This window comes from Rheinheimera sp. 1928-s (genome assembly GCF_029269265.1).
GTDB lineage: Bacteria > Pseudomonadota > Gammaproteobacteria > Enterobacterales > Alteromonadaceae > Pararheinheimera.
The window spans coordinates 538,029-557,405 of record NZ_JARIXP010000001.1; the positions used below are offsets into that span (position 1 = coordinate 538,029).

At 45.4% G+C, this 19,377-nt stretch carries 19 protein-coding genes; 10 read left to right on the plus strand and 9 right to left on the minus strand.

Translation table 11 applies throughout. From position 1 onward, the window contains the following. Window positions 1–15: 15 nt before the first annotated feature. The 3 genes from P3C17_RS02440 to P3C17_RS02450 all read left to right on the plus strand — a co-directional run bounded on the left by P3C17_RS02440 (window position 16) and on the right by P3C17_RS02450 (window position 4,694). Window positions 16–2,169, plus strand: a complete 2,154-nt coding sequence (locus P3C17_RS02440; protein ID WP_300927942.1) for a winged helix-turn-helix domain-containing protein — start codon at window positions 16–18, stop codon at window positions 2,167–2,169. A gap of 93 nt (window positions 2,170–2,262) precedes the next feature. After that, window positions 2,263–2,538, plus strand: a complete 276-nt coding sequence (locus P3C17_RS02445) for a hypothetical protein (protein WP_300927943.1) — start codon at window positions 2,263–2,265, stop codon at window positions 2,536–2,538. Window positions 2,539–2,603: 65 nt separating this feature from the next. Then, window positions 2,604–4,694, plus strand: a complete 2,091-nt coding sequence (locus tag P3C17_RS02450; RefSeq protein ID WP_300927944.1) for a winged helix-turn-helix domain-containing protein — start codon at window positions 2,604–2,606, stop codon at window positions 4,692–4,694. Window positions 4,695–4,705: 11 nt separating this feature from the next. On the opposite strand, the gene hemL is transcribed toward P3C17_RS02450, so the two are convergent. From hemL to P3C17_RS02470, 4 genes are all read right to left on the minus strand, one after another. Continuing rightward, a complete protein-coding gene (gene hemL / locus P3C17_RS02455; protein WP_300927945.1) occupies window positions 4,706–5,992 on the minus strand; it encodes a glutamate-1-semialdehyde 2,1-aminomutase in 1,287 nt (428 codons plus the stop codon). Between the two features lie 74 nt (window positions 5,993–6,066). Next, a complete protein-coding gene (locus tag P3C17_RS02460; RefSeq protein WP_300927946.1) occupies window positions 6,067–7,071 on the minus strand; it encodes an aspartate carbamoyltransferase in 1,005 nt (334 codons plus the stop codon). A 90-nt stretch (window positions 7,072–7,161) separates the two neighbouring features. Continuing rightward, a complete protein-coding gene (locus P3C17_RS02465) occupies window positions 7,162–7,593 on the minus strand; it encodes a CopD family protein (protein WP_233078538.1) in 432 nt (143 codons plus the stop codon). Further along, entirely contained in the window at window positions 7,593–9,296 is a 1,704-nt protein-coding gene (locus tag P3C17_RS02470; RefSeq protein WP_300927947.1) for a chloride channel protein, read from the minus strand. The genes P3C17_RS02465 and P3C17_RS02470 overlap by 1 nt, the downstream gene beginning before the upstream one ends. A 57-nt stretch (window positions 9,297–9,353) precedes the next feature. On the opposite strand from P3C17_RS02470, the gene P3C17_RS02475 reads away from it, so the two are divergent. The 3 genes from P3C17_RS02475 to P3C17_RS02485 all read left to right on the plus strand — a co-directional run bounded on the left by P3C17_RS02475 (window position 9,354) and on the right by P3C17_RS02485 (window position 11,093). Further along, complete coding sequence (locus tag P3C17_RS02475) at window positions 9,354–10,088, plus strand: DUF6776 family protein (protein ID WP_233078542.1); 735 nt, start codon at window positions 9,354–9,356, stop codon at window positions 10,086–10,088. Window positions 10,089–10,135: 47 nt separating this feature from the next. After that, window positions 10,136–10,477 (plus strand): iron-sulfur cluster insertion protein ErpA, encoded by a 342-nt coding sequence (gene erpA / locus P3C17_RS02480; protein WP_008897259.1) that lies wholly within the window; start codon window positions 10,136–10,138, stop codon window positions 10,475–10,477. A gap of 370 nt (window positions 10,478–10,847) precedes the next feature. Continuing rightward, entirely contained in the window at window positions 10,848–11,093 is a 246-nt protein-coding gene (locus P3C17_RS02485; protein ID WP_008897260.1) for a helix-turn-helix transcriptional regulator, read from the plus strand. Window positions 11,094–11,122: 29 nt separating this feature from the next. On the opposite strand, the gene P3C17_RS02490 is transcribed toward P3C17_RS02485, so the two are convergent. The 5 genes from P3C17_RS02490 to P3C17_RS02510 all read right to left on the minus strand — a co-directional run bounded on the left by P3C17_RS02490 (window position 11,123) and on the right by P3C17_RS02510 (window position 15,206). Further along, window positions 11,123–12,445: an MFS transporter gene (locus P3C17_RS02490; protein ID WP_300927948.1), complete on the minus strand. Its 1,323-nt coding sequence runs from the start codon at window positions 12,443–12,445 to the stop codon at window positions 11,123–11,125. A 55-nt stretch (window positions 12,446–12,500) separates the two neighbouring features. Then, entirely contained in the window at window positions 12,501–12,821 is a 321-nt protein-coding gene (locus P3C17_RS02495) for a hypothetical protein (protein WP_233078549.1), read from the minus strand. A 67-nt stretch (window positions 12,822–12,888) separates the two neighbouring features. Continuing rightward, window positions 12,889–13,494, minus strand: coding sequence for a peptidylprolyl isomerase (locus P3C17_RS02500; protein WP_300927949.1), 606 nt, complete (start codon window positions 13,492–13,494; stop codon window positions 12,889–12,891). A 3-nt stretch (window positions 13,495–13,497) separates the two neighbouring features. Further along, window positions 13,498–14,064 (minus strand): YajG family lipoprotein, encoded by a 567-nt coding sequence (locus P3C17_RS02505; protein ID WP_300927950.1) that lies wholly within the window; start codon window positions 14,062–14,064, stop codon window positions 13,498–13,500. A 2-nt stretch (window positions 14,065–14,066) separates the two neighbouring features. Next, on the minus strand, window positions 14,067–15,206 hold the full coding sequence (locus tag P3C17_RS02510; RefSeq protein ID WP_300927951.1) for a methyltransferase: 1,140 nt from the start codon (window positions 15,204–15,206) through the stop codon (window positions 14,067–14,069). A gap of 32 nt (window positions 15,207–15,238) precedes the next feature. Between P3C17_RS02510 and P3C17_RS02515 the strand changes: the two genes are divergently transcribed. From P3C17_RS02515 to P3C17_RS02530, 4 genes are all read left to right on the plus strand, one after another. Next, window positions 15,239–15,862 (plus strand): alpha-ketoglutarate-dependent dioxygenase AlkB, encoded by a 624-nt coding sequence (locus P3C17_RS02515; RefSeq protein ID WP_300927952.1) that lies wholly within the window; start codon window positions 15,239–15,241, stop codon window positions 15,860–15,862. Between the two features lie 123 nt (window positions 15,863–15,985). Further along, entirely contained in the window at window positions 15,986–16,327 is a 342-nt protein-coding gene (locus P3C17_RS02520; protein WP_300927953.1) for a BolA/IbaG family iron-sulfur metabolism protein, read from the plus strand. 200 nt (window positions 16,328–16,527) lie between these two features. Further along, window positions 16,528–17,721: an enoyl-ACP reductase FabV gene (gene fabV, locus P3C17_RS02525; protein ID WP_300927954.1), complete on the plus strand. Its 1,194-nt coding sequence runs from the start codon at window positions 16,528–16,530 to the stop codon at window positions 17,719–17,721. Window positions 17,722–18,042: 321 nt separating this feature from the next. Continuing rightward, the gene (locus tag P3C17_RS02530) at window positions 18,043–19,377 is read left to right on the plus strand and encodes a Na(+)-translocating NADH-quinone reductase subunit A (protein WP_300927955.1); all 1,335 of its coding nucleotides are present in this window, start codon (window positions 18,043–18,045) and stop codon (window positions 19,375–19,377) included.

Here is a 19,377-nt window from a genome sequence, read left to right on the forward strand (position 1 = left end):
GGGAATTATTGACTTATGTCGTTCAGGCCAGAGAAGCAGTTAAAAGTAGAAGAGTGGTGGTATTTGCCGCAGCTGGATAAGCTGGCAAAGCTAAATGACAGAATGGAAGTCAGTGAAGTGGCTGATCTCGATCATTTGTGCCAAAGCGTATTAAACTTTTTCCTACTGAACTCAGGCCGTTTGATCAGTAAGGAAGAATTACTGAGAGAAGTCTGGCGAATGACCTCTGTCACTGATGGCCGTGTTGCCAGGGTGATCAGTATTCTGCGTGATGTGTTGGGTGATGACGTAAAGTCGCCGCGTTATATTGAAACCATTCCAAAGCGCGGCTACCGCTTTATCGCTAAAGTGATTGAGCAGGAGCAACAAATCGCTCTGGCTTCCGATGGTCAAGATGAACCTCAAAGTGCAGCGGAACGCAAAGTCAACCGCATCTGGTGGGCAGCTCTCACTGTATCTACATTGCTGTTAGGCCTGTTAGCCAGTTGGATCTTCTGGCCTTCCAGCTCAGCTGTGGAAGAGCAAGCCCCTTTTGTGAACTGGAGCCCGGTGTCTTCGCTGGATGGGTTTGAGTATTATCCTGCTATTTCAAATGATAAAAACTTTCTGGTTTATAGTTATCAGAAAGATAAAAATCACTCTAATGTACTGATGCTGCAAAATTTGCAGACGCATCAGACTCAACAATTAACAGATAGTGATTCCCACGACTTTGGTGCCAGTTTTCGGCCAGATGGCAAAGCTATTGCCTATCAGCGAATCAAATACAGAGAACTTTGTGAAATTCGCTTATTGAGTTTTGCCGAAGACTCTGCTCAGTCTGTTGTGGAAGATAAATTGCTCACTTCATGTGGCCTCGATGGTACTTCTACTCGCATCTCTTGGGCTCCTGATGGCAGGTCTTTATTATTCGGTAGCAATGAAAACAACGCCCAGCGTATGAGCATTTTTTCATTAGATATAGCTTCAGGTACTAAAACGCAACTGGTTTTACCCAGCAACTCTGGCATAGGAGACTTTACTGCCCGTTACTCGCATGGTGGCGATAAAATAGCCTTTTTGCGGGATGTGGCCAGCAACTCAGTGCAAATTTGGATTATGGATTTAAATAGCAGAGAAACTTCGTTGTTGCTGCATCTAAAGCATAGTTATCCGGGAGATTTGGCTTGGAGTCATAACGATGAGTTTATTTATTACCCTGCCCGTAAATGGAATATTGAAAGTGTGAATATCAATACAGCTGAACAACAGACTGTGGCCTTAACCAATAATCATGCTTATGAAATTGCTTTAGGAGGCGACGGTGAGTTTTATGGCTCGATAGGGCGTTATGGCAATTATTATATTAAAAAATTTAATAATCCTATAACGAACCCAACAGCCTCAGAAGAAATAGTATTTAAGTCCAATCGCAGCGAACGCCTGGTCGAGGCTAACCCTGCTGTAGACGGACCCACAGCAGCTGTTTCTATGCGAACTGGTTTGCCGCAAATCTGGTTATTTTATCCGAATGGCAGACAAGAGATGATTAGTCAGTTTGAAAGTTCTGTGGTGATTTCTGATATGGAATTTTCAGGAGACGGCAAGCAGTTGTTGGTGCTGATTGATCAGGAGGTCTGGCTATTTAATTTAGCAGGCAAGTCTAAAAAAATCAGTGCAAAAGGTGAAGTGGTTAAAAATTTAAGCTGGGGTCAGCAAACCAATAACGTGTTTTATACGGTGAATAATAAAGGCAACTGGCAGGTTATGTCTTATCAGTTGGATAAGGAGAGCCAAACTGAGGTTTATCTGAATGGTGTGGATTTATTTGTTCAAAGTAAAGGTAGTGATCACCAGTTAAAAAGACTTGCCTTGACAGGCGATTACATTCTGTTCAGCGGTGAAGGGGAGGTGCTTTTAAACGCAAACACTCAAGATTTGATGTTTGCTGAGTCTTCTACTTTTGTACTTCGCGAAAACGGCATTTATTTTTCAGCCGTTAATGATAAGCAACAAAGTCAGTTATTTTTTTACTCCTATAAAGAGAAAGCAATATACCCTTTAGATCTTGTTTCTGATTTATATTCGTCCAGATTCTCTTTAAGCCATGATGGCCAATATATTTATATGGTGATAGGTGAAAGTCAGGATTTGGATATTGCCAAATTTGAGTTAAAAACCACAAATTAATCATTAATTTATAATCATTTCATCAGTTTATGTTTTTTAATGGAACCGATACTTCAGTGGTCAAATTCAACCACTCAACATTGGAACTCTATTATGAAACTGATTAAATTTATCGCTGCCGCTGCTTTAATTGCTTCAACTTCTTTAGTTTCTGGCGCTAACCCTGCGCCTGTTAGTGTGGCACCAGATACAATAGCTGCTTGCATGAATTGGCCATTTTGCCGTGATGTGGAAATTTCTGAGCAAACAACAGAGGTGAAACAATATATTGCTTATTGCATGAACTGGCCATTCTGCCGTGATGTTGAAGTGACAGACCAGGTGCTGCCACAACAACTGCAAACAGAAACAGTTCGCAAAGCCGCATAACTCCCGCTCTACTTTTCGCCTGAATTGGTTATAATCCGCCTACTTGTTTATGTAGGCGGATCCTTATGCAACATACAGCAGACTACCTGACCTTTGGTCAATGGCGGTATCTGCGTACCATTGGTCAATTACAGCCTCTGTCAGCGTCCGCTGATCCGGAGGTGCTGACATTGGAACCCCGGTTGCATAAGCTGCTTAATTTTTTCCTCGATCATAAAGATTTGGTGGTCAGTCGCGAGCAAATTCTGTCCGGAGTCTGGGGAGAAGGGCTTGGATCGGATGAGTCGTTAACCCGAGCCATAGCTGCACTAAGGCGTGCTTTACAAGACAGCAGAGTGGAACCGACTTATATCGCAACCTTGTCGAAAAAAGGCTACTGCTGGCTGGCTCCTGTGGCAGCGGTTGATTTGCCTCCAGTCAGTCATACTGCAGAACCAGACACGGCGGCTCCTCTGGATTTGCTTAGCACTCAACACGCCATAGACAGCTGGCACAGTGGTAAAAAGAGTAAACTAAAACGTATTCGCTATATCTGGTTCAGTACCTTAGTCTTGTTACTTTTTAGTCTGAGTTTTGCTTTGCTGGTCATTAAAATGAACGAAAAAGCAACCTTACCCCGTTACTTGCAAGTCACGCCTGTCAGCGCTTTGGACGGTAAAGAGCAAACGCCATTATTATCCAGTGATCAGTCTTTATTGCTATTTCAACATCAGTTGCCCAATGAATCCAATTGGCGCTGGGTGGCGCAACAATTACCTTCGATGCAATCCCGCCGTGATGAGCAAACTTTTCAGCAGCTTTCTCAGCCTCATTGGGACAAGGCAAATCAGATTATATTCCGCGCTCAGCAGCAACAGGATTGTGTGTTCTGGCGTAAAACTGTTAAACCCCAGTTTTCGGCCGCTACTCCGTTGTTTTCCTGCCATCAGTTTATCGCCGCAGGGCAAGCCATAACGGCCGATGGCCTCTATTGGCTGGATTTAGATCCGGCTACCGGACAAAGCCAACTCTGGCTGTGGCAGCAGGACAGCTCGCAACGCTTGTTGATGCAGTTTCCAGCCTGGTGGCGCGGTGTCAGCCATTTGATTGTCAGAGATAAAACCGCTTATGCCTTAGCTCAGTTAGGTTACAGTCGTTCTTCGCTGATCGAACTTGATTTGACAGATTCGGACTGGAAACTTATTGCGGACTTTGACTTCTCGGCGAATCAATTAACCTGGTGGGGGGAGCATGACTTGTTGGTGAATAAGTCTGCTCACCAGCTTCAGGTGTTGTCGCTGCGTACAGGCAACAGCAGGGTCTTTGGTGAAATGACCTTCAATCTGGCCGATAGTTCTGTATGGAAACAGTCTTTACTGGCAGTTTATCCTGCGCAAGCTGTGACGGATTTACGTCAGTTGCAATGGCAGGAGCAAAGCAGTCATATAGTGGCTCTGCCTTTTGTGGAAAGTAATAGATCCGAATCTTTATTACTGGTGCTACAGGACCAGTATTTCTTTGTATCAGACCGCTCAGGTTTACCCCAACTGTGGCGTTCGGACGGGCAAAACACACAGCAAATCAGCCATTTTAAAACACAGTTGGCGATTCAGCAGCTGTTATGGTTTGGCGGCAAATTGGTGCTATTGATTGATAGACAACTCTTTGAGTATTCATCAGCGCAAGATGAGTTGTTGCCTTTGACCGAAATATTGCCAGGCAGTGAACGTTTTGTCGTCTGCAATGACGCTTTGTACTGGACGTCCTATGGTCAGAAAGGCTGGGCATTACATCAGCTAGAGCAAGCTAAGGTGAGTCAACTGTTGACGGATATAGTGAATGTGCAGTGCGGACCGGATCAAAGCCTGGTTGTGCAGCAGCAGGATTCATCTTATCTGAAACAATGGCAACAAGGACAGCTTATGACACTGCCAGTGCAAATCAACTGGCGGACAACGCCAGCAGAGGCATGGGCCAGCACTGAAACCGGTTTGTATTGGTTATCTGACAAGGGATCAGAGTTAAATTATTACGACTGGAATACTAAACAGCAGCAACAATGGCCGCTGTCAGAAGCGGCTCATGCCTTGATAGCAGGGAAGGGCGCTTTGTTTACAGAGCAATTCAGGGTTCAGGACACAGACATTGTCTGGCTGCATCCTGAGCCTGATTTGTGATAGCGAAGACTTTAAGCCTTCAGTTGGATAAAAGCTTTTTTGGCTGCAGCTATGGTGTAGGCCAGATCGTCATCTGTATGAGCGACAGACAAGAAACCCGCCTCATAAGCTGAAGGGGCCAGATAAACGCCCTGGTCCAACATCAGATGGAAAAAACGCTTAAAGGCAGCGATATCACACTGAGTGGCTTGCTGATAGTTGGTGATTTGCGCTTCATTGCTGAAAAATACCCCAAACATACCACCGACCTGAGTGGTCGCAAGTGGAATGCCCACTTCCTTAGCCGCTGCTGCTAAACCTTCAATCAACTGCGTGGTTTTGGCTGTGAGTACATCATAAACACCAGGCTTACGGATTTCTGTCAGTGCAGCTAAACCAGCAGCCATAGCTATAGGGTTACCTGATAAAGTGCCCGCCTGATAGACACCACCTAAAGGTGCGATGTGCTGCATAATGTCGCGACGGCCACCAAAAGCGCCAACCGGCATACCACCACCTATAATTTTACCTAAAGTGGTCAGGTCAGGTTTGATGTTGTAATAAGCCTGAGCGCCCCCTAAAGCAACCCGGAAGCCTGTCATCACTTCATCAAAAATCAGCACAGCACCGTACTGGTCACAAAGGGCACGTAAACCTGCTAAAAAGCCTGGGGCAGGCGGAATACAGTTCATATTGCCTGCAACTGGTTCGACAATAATACAAGCCAGATCAGCACCTTGTTCGGCAAAAATCTGTTTCACCTGCTCTAAGTTATTAAACTCTGCCGTCAGAGTGTATTTAGCAAAATCAGCTGGTACGCCAGGTGAATTCGGTACACCCAAAGTTAAAGCGCCAGAACCGGCTTTGACCAATAAAGAGTCGGCATGACCGTGGTAACAACCTTCGAATTTTAAAATGCTGTTGCGACCGGTAAAACCACGGGCTAAGCGAATAGCGCTCATAGTGGCTTCTGTGCCTGAGCTGACCATACGAACCATTTCCATGCTGGGCACTAATTCGCAAATGGTTTCCGCCATGGTTATTTCAGCAGGGCAAGGTGCACCAAAACTTAAGCCTTTTTCAGCAGCTTTAATCACAGCTTCGCGGATAGCAGGGTGGTTGTGACCCAGCAACATGGGGCCCCAGGAGCCTATGTAATCGATATATTTTTTGCCATCGACATCATATAAATAGGCACCATTGGCGCTGTCGATAAAAACCGGTGTGCCGCCGACGCTTTTAAAAGCACGAACTGGTGAATTTACACCACCAGGAATAGTTTTTTGGGCTTGCTGAAATAACTGCTCTGACTTGGACATAGAAGATCCTTAAAACGAAACCTTTAAAAGAAGGTCGGGCACAAAGCCCGACTTAAAGATAATTTTGTTGTAGCTTACTTATTACTGTACCAGGGCACTTCACGTTCGTATTTACTAACCAGTTGATCCACACCTAAGGTCAGAGCAAACAAGGCCATACGTACTAAAACGCCGTTATCTGCCTGACGGAAAATCGCCAGATGAGGGTTCAGGTTTAAGTCGTTGTCCAACTCATTGGCTTCGATACGGGAATCCCGTGGCAGCGGATGCATAATCACGGTGTTGGATTTACAGTGCTTGGTATAAATATCCTGATTTAAGCGAAATTTACCACGGTATTTATTCGCTTCTTCCTGAGACGGAAAACGCTCTTCCTGAATACGGGTTTGATAGACAATATCAGCGCTTAAGTTACCGGCCAATTGATCCGTCACTGTCACTCTGTGACCAGCATTTTCGATCAGGGAAACAATATCATCCGGCATTGCCAGTTCGTTCGGCGCTATCAAAGTGAACTGAATATTTTTATACAGCGCCAGTAACTTTGATAGCGAATGAACGGTACGGCCAAACTTTAAATCACCAATCATGGCGATATGCATACCATCTATAGGTTGCTGAGACGCAGCCAGTTCTTTTTCAATGGTGAATAAATCCAGTAAAGCCTGAGTTGGGTGTTCATTGGCACCGTCACCACCATTGAGTACAGGCACCCGGCTGCCCTCGGCAAATTCTGCCACTGAACCGGCTTGTGGATGACGCATGGCGATGACATCACTGTAACTGCTGATCACCCGGGCTGTATCAAACAAAGACTCGCCTTTGGATAAAGCTGAGGACTGCATACCTGTAGTTTCGCGAACTTCGCCACCCAATAAATTAAAAGCGCAGCCAAAGCTGACACGGGTTCTGGTGCTGGGTTCAAAAAACAGATTCCCTAAAATCGCACCTTCCAGCACTGTAGTGCGCTTCTGGCGTTTGGCATAAGGTTCCATGCTGCGGGCAATATCAAAAACCTGCTGAATTTTGTCGCGGTCAAACTGTTTGACGGAGAGGATATGTTCGCCTTTAAAGCTCATACTGGGTGCTCATCTGCTAGAGGTTGCGGGGGCGCCGAAACTGGCTGAAAGTCGGCGCGTATCATAGCAAATAAGCCGCTTAAAATCAGCCTAGAGCGGCTTCAAAATCGCCAGAAAAATAATGGCAAAAAGCAACAGTACCGGGAACTCATTAAAGAAGCGGTAAAACCTGCTGCTTTTGCTGTTTTTGCCCTGTTTAAAATCGCTTAACAGCTTAAAACAGTAACCATGATAGATATAAAGCAAAATCACCAATATGAGTTTGTAATGCAGCCAGCTACTTGCTGCAAACCAGGCTGCACCATACAGATGGATCAGCCATAGCCCAAACACCAGCGTCAGCACCGCAAAAGGTGTGACAAAATACAGTAATCGCCTTTCCATCACCTTAAACTGCGCATCGACGGCTGGGTCTTTGGTTTCGGCGTGATACACAAAAAGCCGCGGCAGATAAAAAATTCCGGCAAACCAGGCCACCATAAAACTGACATGCAAGGCTTTAATGACAAGTAGTGTATTCATCAGATCAAATTATTCTGTTTAGTTAAAAGGGCGCGGACCTGTTCCCAGCGGATCAGACCCAGCAGTTGTTGGGGTTGTTGTGGGTCGAAAATATACACCACCCCACCTTTTTGTTCGTCCAGAAGGGTATGGACTTCAGCCATAGTCGCCTGATGACTTAACCCCTGTATTGGCAGATGTAATAAAGTCGACTGACCTGTCATGGATGCGTCCAGATCATAATCGATCAGCAGGAAAGGCTGTTCTGGATTACCAGTGTATTGGATCAATAGCTGGTGAGCTTCTTTTTCCGTCAGTTTTTGCTCAATCTGTTGCTGCTCTGCGGCTGTGATCAGCAAATAGTCTTTATCCAGCATCGCCAGCACACCAACCTTTTGCAGCACATCGTCGGCTGGTGCCAGTTTATAAGGCAGTTGTTGCAGTTCTAACTGCAGCACAAAAATGGATTTGTTTTTAAACAGCTGCACTGTGGTGACATAAGCACAGGTAATCACCAGCATGGCGGGCACTATAATATCCGGGTTGTAAGACAGCTCCATCACAGCGACTAAAGCGGCCAAAGGCGCATGTAAAGTGGCCGCCATAAAACCCGCCATACCTAAAGTGGCATAAGTGCCGGATAAGCTGGCATCGCCCGATACAAACACAGGTAAAAAGGCCAGTAAAGTACCAGCCAGAATGCCTATACCAAAAACCGGACCTATCACACCGCCTGGTACAGCCAGACCTACTGCGACTATGGTCAAAAGAAATTTCGCCAGCAAAATAGTCAGCAATAACCAAAATTCGGTGGATGCAGTCACAGCATAAAATATGGCCCCTGTTTCAGCGCCCATGGCCTGAGGAACCAGATGACCCACAGCTGCTGTAATAGCTGCAGCGAGTAATAACTTCAGCGCTAAATGCCATTTCTGAAACCATTTTAAAATACGCCAGATGCTTTGATTAAACACATAAGCTGCAGCGCCTATGGCGATACCGCAAAGCACCAGATAAGGCAGATGCCAGCCACTGATAGACACAATCTTTAATGCCGCCAAATCATTGCCCATACCAAACACACCACGGGTCAACAAAGCGCCCACTACTGATGCCAGCATCACAGGCACAAAGACATGAATTCGGTATTCCCGCAGTACCACTTCCATCACAAAAATTACTGCAGCTAAAGGCGTGTTAAAAGAAGCTGAGATTGCCGCTGCTATGCCACAGCCGGCCAGAATACGAATACTGTTATAAGGCAGGTGGAAATATTGTCCAAGCAAACCGGCACCAAAAGCACCTAAATGCACCGAAGGACCTTCACGTCCAACAGAGAAACCACTGGTCAGGGCGATAATGCCACCAAAAAACTGGTTAAAGGTATTCCAGAATGGCATCACCCCATAGCGGGTTTTTATACGGTGGATCACATAGGCTATACCCATACGATAGTGAGAAAGCCCCACCAGCATAGCCATAATACTGATCAGAATGGCAGCAATAAAAGGCAAAGCCCAACGATAACCTTCAGCTATACCTGAAAAGTCATCTGTGCGTTCTAAAAAGAAACTTTGGATGCCGATAATAGTCAGACGGAACAGCAGAATAATTAATGCAGCTAAAAAACCTGCCACTATAGCCAGTAGGCAGAGTTGTACTGACGTAAGAGGGAAAGCCAATCGAAGTCGTAATTTTGCTTGCCAGTCCGCTGGTAGTAACATGCTATAGTGTCTGAGTCCGCGATAGGCAAAGTGTAACATAACTATTTGAGTAGGTTGATGAATCGTATGCAGTTTATGCTCTGGCTCAAAGGCAGTTGGAGACAAGTATTGGTAACCGCAGGTCTGATGGGGCTTGCTGCTTTGGCCGGACAGTTGTTTGGCAATTATTATTATGTGAAACAAGTGAATGTGCTGTCGTCCAAACTGGAAGAAAGTCAGAAAAAAACCAACAGTCTGACAGCGAGTATGAATGAACAGTTAAAACAAAATGACTATTTAACGGCTGAACTTGCGGTAGAGAAAAGTGCCGGGCAGTTGATCCAGCAAGAACTAAAAGCCGAACAGCAAAAATTGTTCGATACCCGTAAAGAACTGGCTTTTTACCAGCGTATTATTTCCCCTGAATTACAGGCCGATAGCCTGATTATTGACAGCTTCAGCATCAGTCCTGGCGCTTCTGCCACTAAGTACAGATTTAATCTGGTGCTTATTCAGCAGGATAAACAACGTAATTTTGCCAAGGGTACAGTCGATTTAAAATTACATGGGTTTAGCGGCGATAAACGAGACAGTATCGATTTGTTGCAATTGGCCGGATTCAGCAAAAGTGACAAAGCTTTTAGCTTTAAATATTTTCAGATCATCGAAGGTGAGTTTTCTTTGCCAGAAGGCTTTAAACCAGAAAAAGTGGATGTGGCACTCAAGGTTGCCGCAGCCCGTTCGGCCAAGTCAGCTAAGGTCGATAAGAGCTTTTTCTGGCCTGCTGAACAGCCCGGCGAAATACTTGAATAAATTAGTCAGGTATTAGATAATCCGCGCCCAGTTATACCGGAGGACATATGTCAGAGTTACAGCTTCCTATTCAGTTTACCGACGCCGCCGCCAATAAAGTATTGGCCCTAGTCACCGAAGAGGAAAACCCTGAGTTAAAACTGCGGGTTTACATTACAGGGGGTGGTTGTTCAGGCTTCCAGTACGGTTTTACTTTTGATGAAAAAGTAAACGAAGGTGATCTGGTTGTCGAAAAAAATGGCGTGATTATGGTGGTAGACCCAATGAGTCTGCAGTATCTGGCAGGTGGCGTGGTGGATTACACTGATGGTCTGCAAGGTAGCCGTTTTATTGTGCAAAACCCCAATGCAACTACAACCTGTGGTTGCGGATCCAGTTTCTCCGTTTAGTCCATTCAAGTCAGTGCGACTTAGAAAGAGGCTTCTGCAGTGCAGAGGCCTTTTTAATTTTCACTCCTTACAAAACTTCATTCAGCTGCCAGTCAGACCTGTTGTGGAAACATAGCTGATAGTCGTTTGCATTGGTTGCTATGCCTTATGCAAAACCCTTTGTTCCCTTTATTTAACTGGAACGATTAATCGACAAAAATCAGAGATAAGTGGCTACTTTTTCAACCATGCAACTATACGCTCTGAACAACCTATGGTTTAATGAAATGCTTTTTTTGCTTATTGGGACATTCTCATAAGCTTTTGGATTTTTTTTGGCAGGAAGTTTAAGTCGTAAACAGAAGGCGTTCGCACGCCGGGAGAACAACAAATGAAAGGTACTAAAAGCGTTATTTCAGATGAAAATAAAAGATTGTGTGTATGGCTGAAGCGTCAGCGTCAGGAAAAAGGCCATACCATGCGTAGTTTGTCTGAAATTTTAGGCACTCCGCATTCTTTTATCGGTAAAGTGGAGAATCAGGAACGTCGTCTCGATGTTGTTGAATATGTTCGTTATTGCCAGGCCCTGGCCATAGATCCTATGGATGGGTTAAAGCAAGTTCTGATTGAAGCCTAATCCGCTTTCATCTGAAAAAAAACGCCGCATTAATGCGGCGTTTTTTTTATCAGTATCAAACAAAGCACTATGGCGGGTAATCCCATCAGTGCTGTCATGATAAAAAAGGCCTGATAGTCCATCACTTCTACCCAGCCGCCAGAAAAGCCGCCGAGGAACTTAGGTAATAACAACATCAGGGAACTAAACAAAGCATATTGTGTTGCAGTAAAGGCCAGGTTTACCAAAGAGGAGAGGTAAGCAATAAAAGCACTGGTCGCTATACCAGCGCTTAAATTATCAGCAGAGATCACCGCGACTAACAGTGGAATGTTGTGCCCTTGGGTACTCAGGTAACAATAAAGCAAATTGGTACATGCACTGAGCAGCGCACCCACTAACAATATTCGTAAAATACCAAAGCTGTTGATCAGCAAGCCACCCAAAGCTGCTCCAAGCAAGGTCATCAGCACACCAAATATTTTCGACACGCTGGCTACTTCTTCTTTGCTGAATCCCATATCGACATAAAACACATTAGCCATTACCCCCATCACCACGTCTGATACGCGATAACAGGCGATTAAACTTAAGATCAATAAGGCATTCAGACCATGGCGGGCAAAGAAGTCGACAAAAGGACCGACTACGGCCACCTTGAGCCAGTTCAGTAATTTTTGGCTGACAGAGCTCTTTGTTGTCTGGATATGGATTTGTGGTTCAACAACAGGTTCAGGAGAGAGCAGGGTCGTCAATAAACCTAAAGCCATACAACCAGCCATCACCAGATATGTAGATTGCCAGGCATTCAGATCATAACCTGTTTCAGAACTGCTGAATAAAGCGGCTATCCATAAAGTACCAGCAGACGAGAAAATCATCGCCAGCCGATAACCAGCCAGATAAGCAGCTGCCAGTACCGCCTGTAAACGCTCTGGTGCCGCTTCAATCCGATAGGCATCTATAGTGATGTCCTGTGTAGCCGAGGCTATGGCCAGTAACACAGCACACAATGCCATCCATTTCAGCTCTGTTTGTGGGTCCATACTGGCCATTAAAAGTACGGCCAGAATGATTAGACTTTGCGACAAAATCAGCCAGCTGCGCCGACGTCCCAGCCAGCGTTTCAGGCCTGGTAAACTTAAGTGGTCTATCAAAGGAGACCAGATAAATTTGATCGCATAGACCATAATCACCCAGCTGAAGTAACCTATTTGTTCACGGGATACTCCGGCCTCTCTGAGCCAGAAAGACAACACTCCAAACACCAGCATTAACGGCAGACCACCGGAGAAACCCAAAATAAAGATGGTTAATACCCGGCGTTGGCAATAGAGTTGCAAAGAGGAGAAAAACGTAGCGATGGCAGACAAGACAGCAGTCCGAGCAAAAAAAGATGAAACCAGCTTACAGCTTCAATAAATTAGATCAAGGCCTTACCCCGACACAATAGTAAGGCAGTTGGCCGTAGCCATGTAAAAAGCTCAAACAATACTGTAATTCGCGCCGTACTCTGAGGTTTTGTTTCAGTTCTGGCTCCGACCAGTATTCAATCTGGTACAGCAAATGCCAGAACACCTGTTCACGCAAAGTTTCAGGCCGCCAGCTTCTGACACGAAGCTGTGACCATTCTTCCAGCGTATCCCAGACAAATAAATGCAGTTCTCTGTGCGGCAGACGGCCACGCAGGAAACGGGAAAGGTAAAAAATCAACTGTCGTGATTTTTGTTCAATAAAGGGCTCTAACATAGGTCTGATCCCTGTCAGAGCTGGCACCACGCCAGCTCTGTGCGCTCAGGGCAAGTATAGTCGGGCTTTATTGTTCTGGCTGTAAAATCACTTGTTTTAAAATGATGGGCTGTTTAGGCACATTTTGCCAGCCTGTTTTTTCATCGGTATGGGTTTCCAGCAGCTTTATTTTTTCAAGCACTTCAAAGCCATCCTGGATTTGACCAAAGACTGTGTAACCCCAGTTTCTGCCAGGATCTAAACTGGTATTGTCATTGAGGTTAAAAAAGAACTGACTGGTCGCACTGTGTGGATCGTTGTTACGAGCCATGGCTATACTGCCCAACTGATTTTTTGCGCCATTACCTGACTCATTAAATACAGCCGGAAATTCGTCTATGGGCGCCAGATCAGGTTTATAACCGCCGCCCTGTACAACAAACTCAGGCTCAAGACGGTGGAATACCGTATTGTCATAGGCTTTGATATTGACGTAGCTCAGAAAGTTATTCACCGCCAAAGGGGCTCTGGTTCTGTCCAGCTCAACAGTGATATCGCCCACTGAAGTGACCAGCTTTACTTTAGGGAACAAATTATCTTGCTGCACATATTTGCCAGTTGGTTTTTTCATATCAACTGCAGCCAAAGCAGATACAGAAAACAGCGCAAGCAAAGTGAAAGTAACCAGGCGCATAGCTTAGCCCTTCACGTAAGAATGCCAACTGCTGTCGTTCAGCAATTCAGCCAGCACTTGTTCAGTTAATACACGTAACTTCACTTCGGCCGCAGCGTTGTCTAATTTAAATGGGCCAGAGAAGCTACTTTTGCCTGCATAGACTTTATCAAAAGAGCCATTGTGGTTTTGAATAGCGATACGCAGTTCCACATCGTTTTTCACCACGTGCTCTACTGTACGTTGGTCTGCATCAGCGGACAGTTTCAGAATTTGAATGGTCATGGTGGTAACGCTGCTGGACGTTAATTTAGCGCCTTGAGCCGTCATCGCGTCTGTTAATGTAGATTCGAGCTGTTGAGCCAGGTTATTGCTGGTCGGCATGCTGGTGACAGCAGTGCCTTTGCGTAAAAACAAGGTTTGATCAGAAGGGCGCTGATCCACCACTGTTAATACAAATTCGGCACCAGACAGTGCTTTGCTTTGATTCCAGAACACTTGAGGTGTGACTAAAAAAGAAGACGAAGTGCTGCTACAGGCGGCTAAAGCCAGACTGAAAGCTAATAAAACCGGACGCATAAGAGAAGCCATAGTTATTTCCTTTTGGTTGATTCGAGGATCACAAATTTATTATTGCTGGCAATATGGCGGCAACCGCCCAGCAGTACTGTCATTTTTTCGTAATAAGGCAAATGTCTGTTGGCCACGATACGTAGTTTGCCACCGGCTTTCAAACAACGCTTTGCGTCATTAAACATCTGCCATGCAATATGTTCTGTTACAGCCTGCTGTTGATGAAAAGGCGGATTACAGATCACATAGTCCAGGCTCTGATCGGCCTGAGTGGCTAAACAGTCGTCTGTTCTGAACTCGGCCTGAGCTATTAGTTCAGGTACATTCGCTTCGACAGAGGCTTTGGAAGATGCCACAGCCATATAAGAGTCATCAGTAAATATTACTTTGGCTTCAGGCTGTTGTTTTAACAAAGCAATGCCAAGCACACCGTTGCCGCAGCCTAAATCAGCCACTAAAGCGCCTGCATCAAGCACAGGTAAATGTTCCAGCAGGAAACGCGCGCCTATGTCCAGTTGCTCTTTGGCAAACACATTGGCATGGTTCACCAGTGTTAACTGATAATCAGGTAATTCCCATTGAATAGGGTAAGTAAAAGCACGGGCTTCACCGCGAGGCTTACAATGGATAGTTCGGCATTTTTTCTGTGCCAGAGAAGCCTGAGTTGCGCCTAATTCCTGCTCAAAAATAGCCAATAAGTTTTTATGAATATCTTTGGCTTTGGCTGCAGCGATAATGATGGTGTCAGGCCGAACCACCTGACTCAATTGCTGCAACATAAAACGCAGATAACCATGGTTGTTGGGTACTTTTAACAGCACCAGATCCAAATCGGCTGGTAAAGCCGTAACACTGTCCAGAAAGCTGACGGCATCGGCAGACAAGCCGTTTTGTTGTCTGTTATGAACAGTTGCTTGCTGGCTTAGTACTGAATCGTTTTGCTGACTGTGTGGGTAGTTACCTAAAGCACAGGACAAAGCGCCAAACAAATCGTGCATCACTAATACCTTTAAGCCGGCGCGTTCATTGATCAAAGGCAGCGCTTGTTGCAACAGCAACTCATCGGCTGCATCCCAGGCTTGTAAGCTGCGATTACTTTGCCCCAGTGGTAATCTGTCCAGCTGCAGTTGCTTGTCAGCGACGGTAAAAATAGTATTCATGCCATTCAACTTAAAGAAGAGAAGGTTGTATTTTGACACGAGCACACCAGAGCGACAACCATGGATCGTTGCAACACTTTGTATTACCGCAAGCAGAGTTGTTATTTTGGCCGAAGTGGCTCTCGCCAGAGCAGGCAGAGCGCTGTTATCAGCAATTGGTGCAGCAATTAAACTGGCAGCAGCCAGCGATAAAAATCTTTGGCAAAGCCGTGCTTATTCCAAGGCTGCAGGTATGGATGGGCGATCCGCACTGCAGTTACAAATATTCAGGCGTATTATTTGAGCCTGAACCCTGGCATCCGCTGGTAAAGCAATTAACAGACAGGGTAAATCAGCTGTGTCAGACGCGCTTTAATTCGGTATTGCTGAACTGGTACGCTGATGGACAGCAACATATGGGCTGGCATAGTGATGACGAACCGGAGCTGGGTGAAAATCCACACATTGCGTCGTTAAGCTTGGGGCAGCAGCGATTTTTCGATTTAAAACACAAGAACTTAGGTACACTGCTTAAGCTTGAGTTGGGGCATGGTTCTTTATTGTTGATGACTGGTCAATGTCAGCAGTATTGGCAACACAGAGTTCCTAAAATGGCTGCGGCAACACAAGGTCGCGTAAACCTGACTTTCCGTGAAATCAAGCAAAAAACAACTTAATTATATTTTCTCTATGGCAGCAGTCGCTTAGCGGATTTTCCTTCACTTTCGCAAAAAATCGGGCTGACAAGGCGCATTGCCTTAACTAGAGTAGAGGTGAGGGAGCAATAAAGGGGTTCAGCTATGTTGGTTCATACCGCAATAGAACAGAAGTTATTGAGCGCATTTGATCCTGTGTTCCTTGACGTGGTCAATGAAAGCCATATGCACAGTGTGGCACCGGGTTCTGAATCACATTTCAAAGTCGTGATAGTAACAAATGCCTTTGATGGCATGAGATTGTTAAACCGCCACAGAGCAGTCAATGCCATAGTGGCCGAGGAGTTAGCCGAAAAAATTCATGCTTTAGCCTTGCATACCTATACGCCTGGCGAATGGTACGAGTATTACGCCGAAAAACCACCGGCTTCGCCTAAATGTTTTGGTGGCAGTAAAAAAGAAAAAACTGCCTTGCCGGAGTCCTGAGACCCTACTTAGTCAAAGCGTCGTAAGACGCTTTGACTTTATCCGCTGCTTTATTTTATTTTGTGTTTTTCATCCAGCTGCAGATGTGACTAAGTTCTTGTTTTTGAATGCTCAATGCTGCTATTTTTGCTGATCAGACCTGTTTTTTAAGCTAACGGCTTAAACTAGCTGACAATTTTCAACCAACAATAGGTTTTGTTATGGTTATCCAACCTAAAATTCGTGGTTTTATCTGCACTAACGCCCATCCAGTCGGTTGTGCGGCTCATGTGCAAGAACAAATTGATTATGTCAAAGCCAAAGGCCCTGTGGCCGGCGGTCCAAAAAATGTATTAGTTATTGGCGCTTCAACAGGTTATGGCCTGGCCTCCCGTATTACATCAGCTTTTGCTTCTGGCGCTAAAACCTTAGGGATTTTTTTTGAAAAAGAACCTACCGAAGGAAAAACAGCTTCAGCCGGTTGGTACAACACTGTAGCTTTTGAACAGGCTGCAGCAGCTGAGGGCTTGTGGAACAAGCACCTGAATGGTGATGCTTTTACTGACGAGCTAAAGTCTCAGGCTATTGATTTAATCCGCAGTGAAATGGGCAAAATTGATTTAGTGGTTTACAGCCTGGCTGCTCCACGTCGCAAAGACCCGGTAACAGGCGAAGTGTACAGCTCAGTTTTAAAGCCTATTGCTCAGGCTTATACCGCCAAGACGTTAAACACCAGTAAACGTGAAATTGAAAGTGTTTCTGTTGAACCTGCATCTGATGAAGAAATCTTCAATACCGTCAAAGTCATGGGGGGGGAAGACTGGGAACGCTGGTTGGATCAGCTGCATGCTGCAGGTGTTTTAGCTGAGGGTTGTCAAACCGTTGCTTACACCTACATTGGTAAAGAGCTGACCTGGCCTATCTATGGCAAAGCCACTATCGGCAAAGCGAAAGAAGATTTAGACCGTGCTGCTACTGCGATCACGCAAAAACTGGATTCGGTTGCTGGTCACGCTTATGTGGCTTCCTTAAAAGCTTTAGTGACTCAAGCCAGTTCCGCTATTCCTATTATGCCGCTGTATATCTCTTTGTTGTACCGGGTGATGAAAGCTGAAGGTACGCATGAAGGCTGTATCGAACAGATTTATGGTTTGTTCCAGCAAGCTCTTTACAACAACAGCCGTACTTTAGATGAAGGCGGTCGTTTGCGTATGGATGGCAAAGAATTGTCTGATCATATTCAGTCTGCGGTAAAAGACTTATGGGGACAGGTGACGACAGAAAACATTGATGAGCTGACCGATTACAAAGGCTATCACAATGAATTCCTGCGCTTGTTTGGTTTTGGTTACAACCATGTCGATTACGACGCCGATGTGCCGGCCTTATTGCCACTGAAAAATCTGGTGCAGTAACTTTGAAAAGCCGCTTCATGCGGCTTTTTTTTAATCATTCTTTGGTTTTTGGCCAAATTAACTGAATTTGAAAGCATTGAAGCTGCGGCAAAAGGCAAAGTTAAAAAACTTGGCTACACTGAGCTTCAGTCGGCTGAAATGCCGGATAATTTTGTTGATTAACATAGATAGCACTTATGTTTAGTGCTAGAATCCGCGACTTTGGTACGAGTGTCCGCCACCTGCAACAGAGGTTAGGCTGTTGAGGTCCCGGATGCTACGCGCGGCGAGCAGCCGATTAAACCAGGCCCTGTTTCTTCCCGTTAAAAAGTGCAAGTACGTATGATAAAAATCAAAAAAGGATTGGACATTCCCCTCTCGGGCAGTCCCAAACAAGACATACATGATGGCCCGGCCATCAAACACGTTGCTGTACTAGGCGAAGAGTACGTCGGTATGCGTCCTACAATGCTGGTAGAGGTTGGGGACCGTGTGAAAAAAGGTCAGGCTCTTTTTGAAGATAAAAAGAATCTTGGCGTGTTTTTCACGGCGTCTGTTGCCGGTACAGTCAAAGAAATCAACCGCGGTGCTAAGCGTGTGTTGCAGTCTGTTGTGATTGAAGCTGAAGGTGACGATTCTGTTACTTTTGATTCCTTTACCGCTGCAGAACTTGCTTCGTTAACTGTTGAACAAGTGAAGAAGAACTTAACAGGTTCAGGTTTGTGGACTGCTTTACGCACCAGACCATTCAGCACTTCACCAGCTGTTGACAGCACGCCACGAGCTATTTTCGTCACTGCTATGGATACCAATCCATTAGCTGCTGATCCGACAGTAGTGATAGCGCAGCGTAGTGCTGACTTCAGCAATGGTTTAACAGTGTTATCCCGTTTGTCTGATAAAGTCTATTTGTGTAAAAAAGCGGGTGCCTCAATTCCTTCAGTTCCTGCAGTGCAGGTTGAAGAGTTCGACGGTCCACACCCTGCTGGTTTACCAGGCACTCATATTCACTACCTTGATCCAGTCAGCATCAAAAAAGTGGTGTGGCATATTAACTATCAGGACGTCATTGCTATAGGCGCACTGTTCACTTCAGGTCAACTGAATGCTGAACGTGTGATCTCTTTAGCCGGTCCTGTAGTGAAAAATCCACGTTTGCTGAAAACTATTGCTGGTGCATCTCTGGCTGAACTGACCGCAGGTGAGCTGCAGGAAGGTCAGAACCGTATTATTTCCGGTTCTGTATTAGCAGGTGCGGCAGCCACTGGTGTTCACGGTTATTTAGGCCGTTTCCACAATCAGGTGTCTGTGTTGGCTGAAGGCTACGACAAAGAGTTTTTAGGCTGGGTTATGCCTGGTTCTGAAAAATTCTCAGTCACCCGTGCTTATTTATCGCATTTAAATCCAAAGCGTCTGTTTAACATGACCACTACTACCAATGGTTCATCTCGGGCTATGGTTCCTATTGGAAACTATGAACGTGTGATGCCACTGGATATTCTGCCTACTCTGCTATTACGTGACCTGTTGGTTGGTGATTCAGATGGTGCAGTCTCTTTAGGTTGTTTAGAGCTGGATGAAGAAGATTTGGCATTATGTACCTTTGTTTGCCCTGGTAAATATGACTATGGCGTAGCATTGCGTGAGTGCCTGACGACGATCCAGAAGGAAGGCTAA

Excerpts from the sequence above, each read along its gene's own strand:
- P3C17_RS02440 (WP_300927942.1), top strand. The coding sequence starts at position 16 with ATGTCGTTCAGGCCAGAGAAGCAGTTAAAAGTAGAAGAGTGGTGGTAT.
- P3C17_RS02445 (WP_300927943.1), top strand. The coding sequence starts at position 2,263 with ATGAAACTGATTAAATTTATCGCTGCCGCTGCTTTAATTGCTTCAACT.
- P3C17_RS02450 (WP_300927944.1), top strand. The coding sequence starts at position 2,604 with ATGCAACATACAGCAGACTACCTGACCTTTGGTCAATGGCGGTATCTG.
- hemL (WP_300927945.1), bottom strand. The coding sequence starts at position 5,992 with ATGTCCAAGTCAGAGCAGTTATTTCAGCAAGCCCAAAAAACTATTCCT.
- P3C17_RS02460 (WP_300927946.1), bottom strand. The coding sequence starts at position 7,071 with ATGAGCTTTAAAGGCGAACATATCCTCTCCGTCAAACAGTTTGACCGC.
- P3C17_RS02465 (WP_233078538.1), bottom strand. The coding sequence starts at position 7,593 with ATGAATACACTACTTGTCATTAAAGCCTTGCATGTCAGTTTTATGGTG.
- P3C17_RS02470 (WP_300927947.1), bottom strand. The coding sequence starts at position 9,296 with ATGTTACTACCAGCGGACTGGCAAGCAAAATTACGACTTCGATTGGCT.
- P3C17_RS02475 (WP_233078542.1), top strand. The coding sequence starts at position 9,354 with ATGAATCGTATGCAGTTTATGCTCTGGCTCAAAGGCAGTTGGAGACAA.
- erpA (WP_008897259.1), top strand. The coding sequence starts at position 10,136 with ATGTCAGAGTTACAGCTTCCTATTCAGTTTACCGACGCCGCCGCCAAT.
- P3C17_RS02485 (WP_008897260.1), top strand. The coding sequence starts at position 10,848 with ATGAAAGGTACTAAAAGCGTTATTTCAGATGAAAATAAAAGATTGTGT.
- P3C17_RS02495 (WP_233078549.1), bottom strand. The coding sequence starts at position 12,821 with ATGTTAGAGCCCTTTATTGAACAAAAATCACGACAGTTGATTTTTTAC.
- P3C17_RS02500 (WP_300927949.1), bottom strand. The coding sequence starts at position 13,494 with ATGCGCCTGGTTACTTTCACTTTGCTTGCGCTGTTTTCTGTATCTGCT.
- P3C17_RS02505 (WP_300927950.1), bottom strand. The coding sequence starts at position 14,064 with ATGGCTTCTCTTATGCGTCCGGTTTTATTAGCTTTCAGTCTGGCTTTA.
- P3C17_RS02510 (WP_300927951.1), bottom strand. The coding sequence starts at position 15,206 with ATGAATACTATTTTTACCGTCGCTGACAAGCAACTGCAGCTGGACAGA.
- P3C17_RS02520 (WP_300927953.1), top strand. The coding sequence starts at position 15,986 with ATGTTGGTTCATACCGCAATAGAACAGAAGTTATTGAGCGCATTTGAT.
- fabV (WP_300927954.1), top strand. The coding sequence starts at position 16,528 with ATGGTTATCCAACCTAAAATTCGTGGTTTTATCTGCACTAACGCCCAT.
- P3C17_RS02530 (WP_300927955.1), top strand. The coding sequence starts at position 18,043 with ATGATAAAAATCAAAAAAGGATTGGACATTCCCCTCTCGGGCAGTCCC.